At 61.0% G+C, this 14,002-nt stretch carries 14 protein-coding genes and 1 pseudogene; 10 read left to right on the top strand and 5 right to left on the bottom strand.

Annotated elements, in window-relative coordinates; genetic code table 11:
• Positions 1–26: 26 nt before the first annotated feature.
• Positions 27–494 carry a universal stress protein gene (locus tag MRX98_RS03035; protein WP_246902902.1) on the top strand — a complete coding sequence of 156 codons (468 nt, stop codon included), beginning with the start codon at positions 27–29 and terminating at the stop codon, positions 492–494.
• A 78-nt stretch (positions 495–572) separates the two neighbouring features.
• Entirely contained in the window at positions 573–905 is a 333-nt protein-coding gene (locus MRX98_RS03040) for an MTH1187 family thiamine-binding protein (protein WP_246902903.1), read from the top strand.
• A gap of 58 nt (positions 906–963) precedes the next feature.
• Here MRX98_RS03040 and MRX98_RS22135 read toward each other — a convergent pair.
• Positions 964–1,988, bottom strand: a pseudogene (locus MRX98_RS22135) (arsenic resistance protein).
• 113 nt (positions 1,989–2,101) lie between these two features.
• The gene (locus tag MRX98_RS03055) at positions 2,102–2,305 is read right to left on the bottom strand and encodes a hypothetical protein (protein ID WP_246902908.1); all 204 of its coding nucleotides are present in this window, start codon (positions 2,303–2,305) and stop codon (positions 2,102–2,104) included.
• Positions 2,306–2,567: 262 nt separating this feature from the next.
• Here MRX98_RS03055 and MRX98_RS03060 point away from each other — a divergent pair, with 262 nt between their 5' ends.
• The 5 genes from MRX98_RS03060 (at position 2,568) to MRX98_RS03080 (ending at position 10,853) form a co-directional block, all read left to right on the top strand.
• Entirely contained in the window at positions 2,568–3,173 is a 606-nt protein-coding gene (locus MRX98_RS03060) for an SAM-dependent methyltransferase (protein ID WP_246902909.1), read from the top strand.
• Positions 3,174–3,182: 9 nt separating this feature from the next.
• Positions 3,183–3,923 carry a YebC/PmpR family DNA-binding transcriptional regulator gene (locus MRX98_RS03065; protein WP_246902910.1) on the top strand — a complete coding sequence of 247 codons (741 nt, stop codon included), beginning with the start codon at positions 3,183–3,185 and terminating at the stop codon, positions 3,921–3,923.
• 94 nt (positions 3,924–4,017) lie between these two features.
• Positions 4,018–8,517, top strand: coding sequence for a glutamate synthase large subunit (gene gltB / locus MRX98_RS03070; protein WP_246903059.1), 4,500 nt, complete (start codon positions 4,018–4,020; stop codon positions 8,515–8,517).
• A gap of 229 nt (positions 8,518–8,746) precedes the next feature.
• Complete coding sequence (locus tag MRX98_RS03075) at positions 8,747–10,219, top strand: glutamate synthase subunit beta (RefSeq protein WP_246902911.1); 1,473 nt, start codon at positions 8,747–8,749, stop codon at positions 10,217–10,219.
• Between the two features lie 268 nt (positions 10,220–10,487).
• Positions 10,488–10,853, top strand: a complete 366-nt coding sequence (locus MRX98_RS03080; RefSeq protein WP_246902912.1) for a hypothetical protein — start codon at positions 10,488–10,490, stop codon at positions 10,851–10,853.
• A gap of 49 nt (positions 10,854–10,902) precedes the next feature.
• Here MRX98_RS03080 and MRX98_RS03085 read toward each other — a convergent pair whose 3' ends face one another.
• From MRX98_RS03085 to MRX98_RS22140, 3 genes are read right to left on the bottom strand one after another with little or no spacing between them, the layout of a single operon-like run.
• Entirely contained in the window at positions 10,903–11,181 is a 279-nt protein-coding gene (locus MRX98_RS03085; protein ID WP_246902913.1) for a hypothetical protein, read from the bottom strand.
• Positions 11,136–12,233 carry an ATP-binding protein gene (locus MRX98_RS03090; protein WP_246903060.1) on the bottom strand — a complete coding sequence of 366 codons (1,098 nt, stop codon included), beginning with the start codon at positions 12,231–12,233 and terminating at the stop codon, positions 11,136–11,138. Before MRX98_RS03090 ends, MRX98_RS03085 begins: the two co-directional genes overlap by 46 nt.
• The gene (locus tag MRX98_RS22140; RefSeq protein ID WP_246903066.1) at positions 12,142–12,498 is read right to left on the bottom strand and encodes a hypothetical protein; all 357 of its coding nucleotides are present in this window, start codon (positions 12,496–12,498) and stop codon (positions 12,142–12,144) included. The genes MRX98_RS03090 and MRX98_RS22140 overlap by 92 nt, the downstream gene beginning before the upstream one ends.
• Before the next feature lie 135 nt (positions 12,499–12,633).
• Here MRX98_RS22140 and MRX98_RS03100 point away from each other — a divergent pair, with 135 nt between their 5' ends.
• From MRX98_RS03100 to MRX98_RS03110, 3 genes are all read left to right on the top strand, one after another.
• Positions 12,634–12,825, top strand: a complete 192-nt coding sequence (locus MRX98_RS03100) for a hypothetical protein (protein WP_246902914.1) — start codon at positions 12,634–12,636, stop codon at positions 12,823–12,825.
• A gap of 248 nt (positions 12,826–13,073) precedes the next feature.
• Entirely contained in the window at positions 13,074–13,625 is a 552-nt protein-coding gene (locus tag MRX98_RS03105; protein ID WP_246902916.1) for a hypothetical protein, read from the top strand.
• Positions 13,626–13,725: 100 nt separating this feature from the next.
• Positions 13,726–13,992 (top strand): hypothetical protein, encoded by a 267-nt coding sequence (locus tag MRX98_RS03110; protein ID WP_246902917.1) that lies wholly within the window; start codon positions 13,726–13,728, stop codon positions 13,990–13,992.
• Positions 13,993–14,002: the final 10 nt, after the last annotated feature.

Raw genomic sequence — 14,002 nt, forward strand, 5'->3', positions numbered from 1 at the left:
ACAGCGGAACATAGAGGAGGCCACCAATGTATAAAAAAGTCATGGTTCCGTTAGATGGTTCAGCACTTGCCGAGTGCGTGTTTCCCCACGTGGAAGCATTTGTGGAAGGATTCAAACTCAGTGATGTCATTTTCGTTCGGGTGGTGGATCCCGATAAAACGCTCTCCTCCGCAGAAGATTATGCCGACCTGGCGCGTCTTGCGGAATTTGAAAAACTTCAAACATCACCGGCGAAAAAGTACATCCAGAAAATCCGCGAGCGATTCAATCATATGAGTGCGTCCGTTCATTCGGAGGTTCTGGAGGGCCGCATCGCGGACAGTCTGATTGAATTTGCCGACAAGAAGGGTGTCGATGTCATCATTATTGCCACCCATGGACGATCCGGCGCCTCGCGCTGGCTCATGGGCAGTATAGCGGACAAGCTCATTCGTTCCGCCAAAATTCCGGTATTCATTGTGCGGGCACCTGTTGCCGGATGGAAAGGTTTATGACATCCATCGGATAACCGTTTGCCGAATTTTACGAACAGGGGTTGCCGGATCCATCGATCCTTTACGGAGGCCGATCCAATGAGCGTCATCGTCGAACTATCCATCTTTCCAATGGACAAGGGCATCAGCGTCGCAGCGTATGTCGCCAGGGCCGTCCAGATCATTGAAGAGGGCGGACTGGCTTTCGCGTTGAATCCCATGGGGACCTGCATCGAGGGCGAGTGGGAGGAGGTGATGGAGGTTGTGCATCGCTGTTTTAAAGCGCTGCAGAAGGACAGCGACCGAATTTACCTCACTTTGAAAGCGGACTATCGCAAAGGGCCTTCCGGGCGCCTGCAGCGCAAGGTGGCCGCCGTTCAGGAGAAGCTATCGACGGGCAAGGGCGCCGGCCGAGCACAATCTCTTGCATAAACGACCGCCCGGACGGCATTCGGGCGACGGTACGCGCGTTTCCATGCCGAACAGAACGTTACCGGGGCCGCTGCGCCGCATGGGCCGGCGGTCGGCAGTCTTCGGCCGGTGGCGGCGCTGCCTCGGCCGGCCCGAAGAGTCTGTCGGTCAGCCGCACATACCAGGCAGCCGACTGCACCTGGACAATATAAGCGATGGCGACCACCAGGGCGGCACTGGAACCTTGGGGGCCGAAGGCGTTGATGGCAATGGCCAGGGCGATGGAGAGATTGCGCATCACCGAGCCGTAAACCAGGGCGATGGCGTCATCGCGGGGCAGCAGGAAGCGGCCGACGAGGGTGCTCAACAGGAAATTGAAGCCGTAGATGGCCGTCAGGGGCAACAGAATGTAGCCGAGCTGCTGGGGCGAGGCGGCAATCCCCTTGGCTTTCAAGGCAATGGCGATGAAGACGATGCCCACCACGCCGACGGTGGACAGCGCCGGGAAACGCGGCGCCATCCGCTGCTGGAAATCCGCCATGCCATAGCGTTTCACCAGGATCTGTTGGGTGAGAAATCCGGCCGCCATGGGCAGAAAGACGATGACCACGATCTGGCGCATCACCAGCAGCACGTCCACGTCCAGTTCAGCCCCATCAACCACTTGACATAGAACGGGGTGGCCAAAGACCCCAGGGTGAGCCCGATCACGGTCATCTTGACCGCGGCGGCCACGTTGCCCTTGGCGAAACCGGTCCAGGAGATGGTCATGCCGCTGGTGGGCACCAACCCGGCCAGCAGCAGGCCCAAAGCCATGTAGGGCGCCTCGCGGAAAAAGAGCAGACCCAGACCGAACGCCGCGAAGGGGATCACGCCGAAATTGATCACCTGGGTGAGCAGTTGGGCCTTCACATCGCCGCCTTCGAGCACCTTGCGCAGTTTCAACGTCACCATCATGGGATAGACCATGAGGAAGGTGAACGGAATAATCAGCGTTTTCAGAAATGATACCGGGAGGAAAAGGCCATACCCGAAACCCAGCAGCATGGTGATGGGAATGGCGATGACCAGGTTGCGGTTGATACCTGCGAAAAAACGCCACATGGGCTACCTCCAGGATTACGGTTTGCGAATTTACGCTGGATGAAGGAGAATCAAAATGCGTGCCACCGACCGCCGGTACCATCAATGCCGAGGGCAATATGGGGCAGCCCGAATCAGTCGGGCGGTTCGCGGTAGATCAGGGTGATGGTCAAATTGCGTTGCACCCCGTTGTCGGCCACTGTCATGGATTCGGACTGCAGGGTGTGTACGATATCGACCCCCGGATGTTCGGCCAGCCAAGCGTTGAGCTGCAGTTCATTGGGCAGGTTGATGTTTTCGGTGCTGTGGTTGAAAATCTTGGCCTTAAGCGCTTTCATGGCACCTCCTCTGATATACGATGTTCCTTTTCGAAACGAACCCCTGTAAAAATAGGATATCAAAGGAACGTCGTAATGGACACCGCCGATTCGACTGACGAGAAACATTTGCCGAATCGGAGCGAACATGTCACCATGTGCGCTTTGGCGCCGACGGTCTGGCGACGGACCACGATTTGATTCGGGACTGCGGTGCTGCTTGCGCTTGGCTTGTGACCCACATAACCGCTTAACCAATTGACTTTCCCTGCGAAATTATTATATGACGCGAAAAAGAGCCACCCGGAAACCCCAATGGCAGGACCACTACACCCGGCAGGCCCGGAAAGAGCGTTACCCGGCCCGTTCGGTATACAAGTTGGCTGAAATACAAAAGAAACATCGTGTTCTGGCCAAGGGCGACCGCGTGCTGGACCTGGGATGCGCGCCGGGGTCGTGGTTGCTCTACGCCGCCGAACAGGTGGGCCCCGGCGGTTCGGTGCTGGGGGTGGATTTGACTCCTGTGACGGTGCAGCTGCCCAAGCAGGCACAAGCGATCCAGGGGGACATCCACACGCTGCAGGCGACGGCGGCCCAATCCCTGGGCAGCGCATTCAACGTACTGCTCAGCGACATGGCGCCGGCCACCACCGGCGACCGCTTCGGTGATGCGGCACGCTCCTACGAACTGTGCCGCACGGCCCTGGCGGTGGCCGACGAACTGTTGCAAGCCAAGGGCCATTTTGTGTGCAAAATTTTCCAAGGCGAGGATTTCAAACCGTTCAGCGATCAGGTGAAAGCACGGTTCGACCGTATGCATATCTTTAAACCCCAGAGCAGTCGCAAAGCCAGCCGGGAGATTTTCATCATCGGGCTGGGCAAGAAGTAGGAGGAATCAATGTCAGGACACAGCAAATGGGCCAATATTCGGCACAAAAAGGGTGCCGCCGATGCCCGCCGGGGCAAGGTGTTCACCAAATTGATCAAGGAGATTACCGTGGCGGCACGCGCCGGCAGCGGCGACCCGGCCGCCAATCCGCGCTTGCGGGCCGCCATCGCCGCCGCCAAGCAGGAGAACATGCCCAAGGACAACATTGAGCGGGCCATCAAGAAGGGCACCGGCGAGTTGGAAGGGGTCACCTACGATGAATCCACCTATGAGGGCTACGGACCGGGAGGCGCGGCCATTCTGATCGATTCGCTCACCGACAACAAGAACCGCGCGGTCTCGGAAATCCGCCACGCCTTGACCAAACATGGCGGCAACATGGGCGAGAGCGGTTGCGTGGCCTGGATGTTCAAGAAAAAGGGATACATGGTGATCGAGCGCAGCGCCATCGACGAGGATGCCTTGATGGAAATCGCCCTGGAGGCGGGGGCCGAGGATGTGCGCGTGGACGAGGACAACTACGAGGTGATCACCGAACCGGACGACTACGAGGCGGTCAAGACGGCCATCGATGGAAAGGGATTGACCTGCCTCGTGGCCGAAGTGACCATGCTGCCCCAGACCATGGCGCCGGTGGAGGGGGACAACGCCGCCAAAATTGTCCGGTTGCTGGAGTTTTTGGACGATTTGGATGATGTGCAGAAGGTTTATACGAATGCGGATTTGCCGGATGAAATGATGGAGGAATAGGATAATCAGTTTTAAGTTTTAGGTGTTAAGTTTTAAGTTGTTGTATTCTATCTATTTGATTTTTTTGAGGGATTGATGGGGGTTGGTGAGGGAGATGGGTGATGGGGGGTTGTGCGATCCGCGGTTGGCGCGGGCGTCTTGCGGGGTGGGGTTTGTGTGCCGTTTGGGCGCTGGGCCCTCCCATGAGATCGTGCGCCAGGGGTTGCGGCTGCTGGCCAACCTGGCCCACCGGGGGGCCGTGGCCTGCGATGCCGACACCGGGGACGGCGCCGGGATCCTGCTCCAGATGCCGGACCGCTTTCTGCGCCGGGTCGGGGCGGCGGCCGGCTTCGACGTGCCGCCGGCGGGCCGCTATGCTGTTGGCCTGATTTTTCTGCCCGTGGATCCGGCCGCCCGCGCCGATGCCCGCGCCCGGATGGAAGCGCTGGTGGCCGACGAGGGCCAGCAGGTGCTGGGGTGGCGTGCGGTGCCGGTGCGGGCGGATGTGCTCGGCCCCTTGGCCCGCCATGCCCAGCCCCACATGGCACAGTTGTTCATCGGCCAGGGACCATCGGTCACGGATCAGGACCACTTCGAACGCATCCTCTACCTGATCCGGCGCCGGGCGGAACAGACCATCCGCCCCGGCGCTGCCGGCAGCGACCTGTTTCACGTGGCCTCGCTTTCCAGCCGCACCCTGGTCTACAAGGGGATGCTGCTGGCGCGGCAGTTGGAAGCCTTTTACGACGACCTGTGCCACCCGGACATGGCCAGCGCCATGGCCCTGGCACACCAGCGCTACAGCACCAACACCTTTCCCTCCTGGGACCTGGCCCACCCGTTCCGTTTTCTGGCCCACAACGGTGAGATCAACACCCTGCGGGGCAACCTCAACGGCCTCAAGGCCCGCGAGGCCCTGCTGGCCGAACCCCGCTTCGGCGCCGACCTGGCCGGGCTGTTGCCCCTGGTGCGGCCTGGCTCCAGCGACTCGGCCGCCCTGGATAGCCTGGTGGAGCTGCTCTACCACGCCGGCCGTCCCCTGCCCCACTGTTTGATGATGGTGATCCCCGAAGCCTGGGAGCACCACGGCACCATGGACGATGCCCGGCGTGCCTTTTACGAATACCATGCCTGCACCATGGAACCCTGGGACGGGCCGGCCCTGGTGGTCTTCAGCGACGGTCGCTGCATCGGCGCCGTGTTGGACCGCAACGGCCTGCGCCCGGCGCGCTACACCATCAGCCAGGACGGGTTGGTGGTTTTGGCCTCGGAAACCGGCGTGCTGGACATCCCCCCGGATCAAGTGCGATGCAAGGGTCAACTGGATCCGGGGCGCATGTTTCTGGCGGACCTGGAGGCCGGCCGCCTGGTACCCGACGAGGAGATCAAGGCCGCGGCCGCCGCCGCGCACCCCTACCGCCGGTGGCTGCAGGAAAATCTGCTCTCCCTGGACCACCTCGTCCCCGCGCCGCCCGCTACCGCTACCGAACCGTTGCATGCCGGCGCATCCCTGACCCGGTTGCACCACCTGTTCGGCTACACCCTGGAGGACCTTAAGATCCTCCTGGCCCCCATGGCCGAAACGGGCAAGGAGCCGGTGGGCTCCATGGGCGACGACATTCCCCCGGCCATCCTCTCCCGGCGCAACCGGCTGCTGTATGACTACTTCCGCCAGCTTTTCGCCCAGGTGACCAACCCGCCCCTGGATGCCATCCGCGAGGCCCTGGTCACTTCCTTGCACACCTACCTGGGCGCCGAGGGCAATTTGCTGGATACCACGCCGGCACATTGCCGACGGCTGCGCCTGGACAATCCCGTCCTCAGCGACAGCCAACTGGCCCTGTTGCGGACCTTGGACCGGCCGGGCCTGCGCAGCGTTGTGCTGCCGATCCTGTTTCCCGTGGCGTTCGCCGAACAGGGCCTGGCGCAGGGCTTGACCCAGCTTTGCCAGGCCGCGGCCGATGCCGTGGCCGACGGCGCCGGCGTGCTGATTCTCTCGGACCGCGACGCCGACGCTGCCCGGGCCCCCATTCCGGCCCTGCTGGCCGTGGCCGGGGTGCACCACCACCTGATCCGCGAGGGGCTGCGCAACCGCTGCGCCCTGGTGGTGGAGAGCGCCGAGCCGCGGGAGGTGCACCACTTCTGCTGCCTGCTGGGCTACGGCGCCGCGGCGGTCAACCCCTACCTGGTGCATGCCACCCTGGCCGCCGGCGTGGCCGGCGGCAGCTTCGCGGCGCCGGATGCGGCCGCGGCCCTGGGCAACTACCACCGGGCAGTGAACGCCGGCATCCTCAAGGTGATGTCCAAAAACGGCATCTCCACCCTGCAAAGCTACCAGGGAGCCCAGATCTTCGAATGTTTGGGGCTGGCCCAAGCGGTGGTGGCGCGTCACTTCACCGACACCGCCAACCGCATCGGCGGCGCCGATCTGCCAATCCTGGCCCGCGAGGTGCTGGCGCGCCACCGCATTGCCCATCCGGACCCGCCCGCCGATACCCTACCGGTACTGCCCTCGGGCGGCAAGTACAAGTGGCGCCGGGACGGTGAGGCCCACCAGTACACCCCCCGCATGCTGGCCCAATTCCGCCAGGCGGTGTTCAACGACGATGCGGCGGCCTGGCAGGACTATTCGACCACCGTGGACGCACAGAACCGCGCGGAGGGACTGCTGCGCGGCCTGATCGCTCTGAGGCCGACGGCCGCGCCGGTGCCCCTGGAAGCGGTCGAGCCGTGGACCGAGATCGTGCAGCGGTTCAAGACCGGCGGCATCTCCTACGGCGCCATCAGTAAAGAGGCCCACGAAGCCCTGGCCATCGCCATGAACCGCATCGGCGCGCGCAGCAACAGCGGCGAGGGAGGCGAGGACGCCGACCGCTACAGCCCCGATCCCAACGGCGACTGGCGCAACAGCGCCATCAAGCAGGTCGCCTCGGGCCGCTTCGGCGTCACCGCCGCCTACCTGGCCAACTGCCGGGAGATCCAAATCAAGATGGCCCAGGGGGCCAAACCGGGCGAAGGGGGCCAGCTGCCCGGCTTCAAGGTGTACCCCTGGATCGCCAAAACCCGCCACAGCACGCCCCATGTGGGCCTGATCTCGCCGCCGCCGCACCACGACATTTACTCCATCGAAGATCTGGCCCAGCTCATCTACGACCTCAAGCGGGCCAATTCTGTGGCGCGCATCAGCGTCAAACTGGTCTCCAGCGTAGGGGTGGGCACCATCGCCGCCGGCGTGGTCAAAGGGGGCGCCGATTGCGTTTTGATCAGCGGCGACACCGGCGGTACCGGCGCCTCGCCCCAAGGCTCCATCCGCCACGCCGGCGCCCCCTGGGAGCTGGGCCTGCCCGAAGCCCACCAGACCCTGGTGCGCAACGGGCTGCGCCAACGCATGGTGCTCGAGTGCGACGGCCAGCTCAAGACCGGTCACGACATCGCCGTGGCCTGCCTGCTGGGCGCGGAGGAGTTCGGTTTCGGCACCCTGGCGCTGGTGGCCCTGGGCTGCGTCATGATGCGGGTGTGCCACCTGAACACCTGCCCGGTGGGCGTGGCCACCCAGGATCCCGAGTTGCGCAAGAAGTTCACCGGCCGGCCCGAGCACGTGGTGGCCATGATGCGCTTCCTGGCCGAGGAGCTGCGCGCCATCATGGCCCGGCTGGGATTCCGGCGGGTGGCACAGATGGTGGGGCGGGCCGATTGCCTCGATTTCCGTCCGGCCGTAGACCACTGGAAGGCCCGGGACGTGGATCTCTCCGACCTGGTGCGCCGCATTCAGGCGCCGACGCAAGTCCAGGAGCACTGCGGCCACATACGGACCCGTCCGGTGGACGAAACCCTGGAGGTTCGGATACGTGACCGGTCGACCCCGGCCCTGGAACACAGCCGCCCGGTGACCGTGGACCTGGCCCTGCGCAACGTTCACCGCGCCGTGGGCACCCGCCTGAGCAGTGAAATCGCCCTGCGCCACGGCGATGCGGGCCTGCCGGACGACACCATCACCCTGCGCTGCACGGGCACCGCCGGCCAGAGCTTCTTCGCCTTCGCCGTGCAGGGCCTGACTGCCGTGATCCACGGCGAAGCCAACGACTACTTCGGCAAGGGCCTCTGCGGGGCCAAACTGATCATCCTGCCGCCGCCCGAAGCCCCCTTCGCCGCCGAGCAGAACACCATCATCGGCAACGTGGCCCTTTACGGCGCCACCGGCGGCCAGGCCTACATCCGCGGCAGGGCCGGCATCCGTTTCGCCGTGCGCAACAGCGGCGCCAACGCCGTGGTGGAAGGCACCGGCGACCACGCCTGCGAATACATGACCGGCGGCCGGGTGGTGATCCTCGGCCCCACCGGTCGCAACACCGCCGCCGGCATGAGCGGCGGCATCGCCTACGTGCTGGACGAAACCGGCGACTTCGCCGACCACCGCTGCAACAAGGAGATGGTGGAACTGGAAAACGTGACCGCTGAAGCGGACATCGAAGAGCTCAAGACATTGGTGCACAATCACTGGCGGTACACGCAAAGCCCGGTTGCGCGGCGCATTATCGATGGTTGGGAGGAAATGCTGCCATTGTTTGTGAAAATTATGCCGATTGATTATAAAAGGGTGTTGGAAAAGTGTTAAGTTTTAAGTGTTAAGTTTTAAGTTGAAGGTATTCTGTCGATTGGATGGGCTGGAGAGTGGTGGGGAAGAAGTTTAAAGTTAAAAGCAAGGAATGCTGCCGATTTTGAAGGGGTGGTAGAAGTGCGAAGTCTTCGGTGAAGGTGAGCTGTTGTAGTGTATCAAAGATGGGGAGGTTGTATCGTTGATTGTCGATGATGCTTCTTTTGGTTAGGGTATAGGGTGGTTGGTTATGGGGAAGCCGGATGGTTTTGTGGAATTTGGCCGTGCGTTGCCGCGGCGGCGGCCGGTGGTGGAGCGGTTGGGGGATTATCGGGAGATCTATTTGCCTTTTCCCCGGGAGCAGCTTGTGCGCCAGGCGGCCCGCTGCATGGATTGCGGCGTGCCTACCTGCATCGCCGGATGTCCTCTGGGCAACCTGATTCCGGAGTGGAACGACGCGGTCTATCGCGGTCAGTGGCAACAGGCTGTGGAGCGGTTGCACGCCACCAACAACTTTCCCGAATTCACCGGCCGCCTCTGCCCGGCGCCCTGCGAAGAAGCCTGCGTGTTGGGCATCAACGAACCGGCGGTGACCATCGAGCAGATCGAGAAGGAGATCATCGAGCACGCCTTCGCCCAAGGGTGGATCCGGCCCCGGCCGCCTGAACGGCGCACGGGCAGGCGGGTGGCGGTGGTGGGCTCGGGTCCTGCCGGGCTGGCCTGCGCCGCCCAACTCAACCAGGCCGGCCACCAGGTGACGGTCTTCGAGCGCCACGACCGCATCGGCGGCCTGCTGCGCTACGGCATCCCCGACTTCAAGATGGAAAAGCAGGTGCTGGACCGCCGCCTGGCATTGCTGGCGGCGGAAGGGGTGCGGTTCCGGACCAGTGCCGCGGTCGGCGTGGAAGTGTCCGTGGCGGACCTGAAGGCTTTCGACGCCGTGGTGCTGTGCCTGGGCGCCACCGTGCCCCGGGACCTATCCCTGCCCGGCCGGAAGCTGGACGGCATCCATTTCGCCATGGATTTTCTCACCCAACAGAACCGCCGGGTGGCCGGCGACGCGCCCGCACCCGCCGGACAAGCTCCCATCCATGCCGCCGACAAAAATGTGATCGTCATCGGCGGCGGCGACACGGGGAGCGACTGCATCGGCACCTGCCTGCGGCAAAAAGCCCGCTCGGTGGTCAATTTCGAAGCCGCCGAGCGGCCCACCGCCGAGCGGCCCGGTCACCAGCCGTGGCCCTACTACCCCACCCGGCTGCGCACCAGCAGCTCCCACGAAGAGGGCGGCGAGCGGTACTGGAACATTCTCACCGAATCGTTCCAGGGCCACGAAGGCCGGGTGACCGGCCTGACCACCGTGGACATTCGCATGACCCCGCAACCCGACGGCCCGCCGCGCATCAAGGAGCTGCCCGGTACCACGCGCCACTGGCCCACCGACCTGGTGCTCATCGCCATCGGCTACAGGGGCCCGGAAACCAACCTCCTGGCGGCGCAATTGAGCCTGCCCCTCAACCAACAAGGCACCATCGCCACCAACGATCACTACATGACTGCCGCGCCCGGCATCTTCACCGCCGGTGACGCCCGCCGCGGCCAATCCCTCATTGTCTGGGCCATCTCCGAAGGCCGGGAAGCCGCCCGGGCCGTTGATCTTTACCTGATGGGCACCACCCGCTTGCCCAGCAAAGGGTGCTGCGACCTGCCCCTGGTGCGCTGACAACAGGCCACCCCACCATTGACTAAACGTCCGGATTGGCCTTATCGGTGCAGTTGACCGGTTTCGGGTTTGGTGGTGCAGCTGGAGAATTTCTAGGCAAACACGCAGTTATAGGCGGTGCCGCCCTTCTGGCCAAAATGGGGTTGGCATTAACGCCAGCGGGTTGGGTGGTGCTGGTGGCAGGAGGCATTGCCGTTGGCTTTGCGGCCGGATATGCTGGCGACACAATCGGAAAAAATTTCGCTTCCTGGCTCTGGGAATGAATTAAATGAGCGGATTGAAAGAACCGATAGACGTTTTTTTTACTGCTTTTGGTGTAATCACAATGATTGCTCTTCCTTCATGGATTGCTTTTGCGCGATTGACCATGGCACGGATCGAACGCGAAATCCGAACGGATGGCCTGCCCCGTCCGGCACCATGGGACGGAGTGGGCTATCGGGTCTTGTGGTACCTACATGCCATCATTTTTCCCGTCGGCATATGGAACCGGTTGGACGACCCCTTGATCGATGTGGCACTGGTGCGCCGATATTCAACACGAGCGGATATCATCAGGGGTTGGGTGTTTTTCATATCGAACGCACTATGGGTATGTATGATATTAATTTTCATGCTATTTTTTCACAACTGACCAGTCCGGACGGGGTTCACGGAAAGGAGAGGAACATACTCCACAACCTCTACGCCGTCTCCTTCGGTGTTTCGCCCGGGACCGCGAGATCGAAAATGTCCGGGAAATAATAACGCAGCACTTTGGTGGGAAAGCCAATGATCAGGGGGGCGCAGTGGACGGTGCTGCGCACCAGCCCTTCGCTGAGCGGTAGGCTGACGATGTGGCGGGTGGTCCGGCCTTCACGACCATGACCGCCCAGGCCTCGCCGCAGGGGATTTAGCCCTGCAGAAAGAGCACCTTTTAAATGAATACGCCCTGCCAAAGCTTTTCCAAATAGACCTTCCATGGGAAAATAAAAATACCATCCCTCGTTTTTCTCTCCTGTGGATCACAGCTGACCACTGCAAAATTTCGGATGACACCCTCTTCTTTTAGAGCGCGCAAACCCTTCAGATGCTTGTCACTGATCTGCCTGGCGCTTTTAATCTCGATGGCCCATTGATCATTCAAGATCAAATCCACTTCAAACTTAGAGGTGGAGCGCCAGTATCGCATGCTCACATCCTTTCGTGCGTAGGAGATACAAGCCCTTGTCTCTAACACAATGAAATGCTCGAAAGCCTTGCCGAACAGTTCCGATCCCTCAAGAATGTCACCTCTGCGGGCCAGGGTGTTGGTTACCCCGATATCAAAATAGTAGAGTTTGGATCGCGCAATGGCCTTGCGCCGTTTTGTACGCGTAAACCCTTTGAGCTGGAAAGCGATGAGCGTATCCTCTAAAATTTCGATATAGTTTTTAATGGTATTGGGCGATACGCCGCAGTCGCCGGCAATGGACTGAAAGTTGATCTCCTCACCATTGCTCAGCGCCATCAGTTCCAAAAAGTCATTGAATGCAACCACATTGCGGGTAAGGGCCTCGTTTTGAATCTCTTCTCGCAGATACAAACCGACATAAGCACGAAGCTCTTCACCATAGTCCTTACTGGGATATACGGCCGGCAACCCCCCGCGGTTCAGATAGTTCAGCAAATCGAACTGAGGGATCTCCGTTGAAGTCAGCGGAAACAAGGATGCCCACCAAGCCCTTCCGGCTAACAAATTCGCCCCCCCGCGCTTAAGCTTACGGGCGCTGCTGCCGGTGAGCAAAAAAGTCAGCCCCTCCAGCTCAATCAGGCGGTGGACTTCGTCCAAAAGCTCCGGCAGCTTCTGCACTTCGTCAATGACGACCAGGGGCGCCTTTGTTTGCTCCGCTAATAACGAAGGGTTTTTCAAATAGTAACGAAATGTCTGACTCTCCAGCAGGTCAATCACAACCGCATCTGGAAGGGTATGTCGAATCAGCGTCGTTTTTCCAGAGCCCCTTGGCCCGAATAGAAAAATGGACTTTCTTTTCAATAAAGGGGCGAGATTTAGAGCCCTTTGATACATAACTATCCTCACCCGTGTTGCTGTTTTCCATCAAGATCCGCAATTGAATTGAGGCTAACTGATAATTAGGGCTGTGGCAAGCTATTTTTAAAGATGTCCCCGGATTACCCAGATTCCAAACGGCCCACCAGAAATCCCACCCCCAATTAAAATGCAGCATTCCTTGACAAAACGGATGGTTTGGCCTATCAGCAATTTTCAGGATGATGTCTTCGCCGAGACTTGGCTTCACCTGTGTTCGCTGCCCCTGACCTCTTTCTCGGCAAACTTGCATTACAACCGCTGCACACCGTGCCGCCACCGGGCGCCATCGCGCCAGGGCCGGCGGCGGCCGGCCGTCTTGCAGCCCACATCAGGGGGAGAAAGCATGACCCAACTCTTTTTTCCGAACTATTGTTGCGCCATGGATCAAATCGCCGGCGACACACCCGAAGCCGTCGACGCCTTTCGCCGCTGCAACAGGCTCGGCCCCGGGCAACAGCTGCTGCCGAACAACTTTTACGTCATCCCGGAGGCCGGCCGCAAAGTCACTCCATTGCCACTCAACTCAATCTGTTGAACCCCGATCAACGACGCCACCTCTACGACTGCGCCGGGCAGTTCGGTTAGCTGACCCTGCCGCTGGCGATCTTTTGGGACGAACAGCTTTCCAGGATAGCGCGCCGCTCAACAGGCCTGGTCGGCGCCGGCGCCACGGCGGCCACGGTTCGCATAACCGCCTTCGAAACAGCGGTCCGGGAATATGAAAATGCCCTGCTCGCGCTGCACGCCTTCGAGCGCCAGAGCCGCGGATCGGGCGCCGAGCGCATGCGCCTGCGCCAGGCGGTGGAACGGCGCTACAACGAATTGAACCGCAAGTTCCGGGTGGAGTTGGAACGCATCGTGCCCCGCGCGGACATGGGCAAGAACCGCGGCACGGCCCTGACCAGCAGCCAACGGGGATTGGAACTGGCCCGCCGCAGCAAAGGGCGTGGACTCGATGTGAGCGATTACATCCAAGCCGGCCGCCTGGTCAAATTCGCCCGCGCCATCCGCTGCGTCGGAAACGGCGCCATTGTCCTCGACGCCGGCTTCCGCGCCAACGATGTCCGCCGCACACACCAGGCCGGTGGCGATTGGATGCGCGAGGCCTCGGTGCAGTTGACCGGTTTTGGAATGGGTGGTTTTTTTGGCGGCGCAGCAGGCAAGTCCACCGTTATAGGAGGAGCAGCCCTGCTCGCCAAAATGGGCTTGGCCTTAACGCCGGCGGGTTGGGTTGTGCTTTTGGCGGGAGGCGTTGCCGTTGGGTTTGCTGCCGGATATGGCGGTGATTCGTTAGGCAAATATATATCGTCTTTGATATGGGATCGGGGTCGATAATGATGTTTTTTTCGAAACTTCGGAAGGCATTTTCGCGTTCGTAGCTCTTGTGATCATTATGTCAGCATTTATATTATGGATTGTGTTTGCCCGATTGACCATGGCACGGATCGAACGCGAAATCCCTGCAGACGGCCTGCCCCGTCCGGCCCCATGGGATGGAGTGGGCTATCGGGTCTTGTGGTACTTGCATGCCATCATTTTTCCAGTGGGCATATGGAACCGGCTGGACGATCCTCTGATCGATGTGGCACTGGTGCGCCGCTATGCAACCCGAGCGGATATCATCAGGGGCTGGGTGCTTTTTTGGGCAAACACTTTTTCGCTGTGCATTCTAATAGTTTTTGTGCTGTTTTTTGACAACTGACTCATTAGAA

This window comes from Desulfatitalea alkaliphila (assembly GCF_022968795.1).
GTDB classification, from domain to species: domain Bacteria; phylum Desulfobacterota; class Desulfobacteria; order Desulfobacterales; family Desulfosarcinaceae; genus Desulfatitalea; species Desulfatitalea alkaliphila.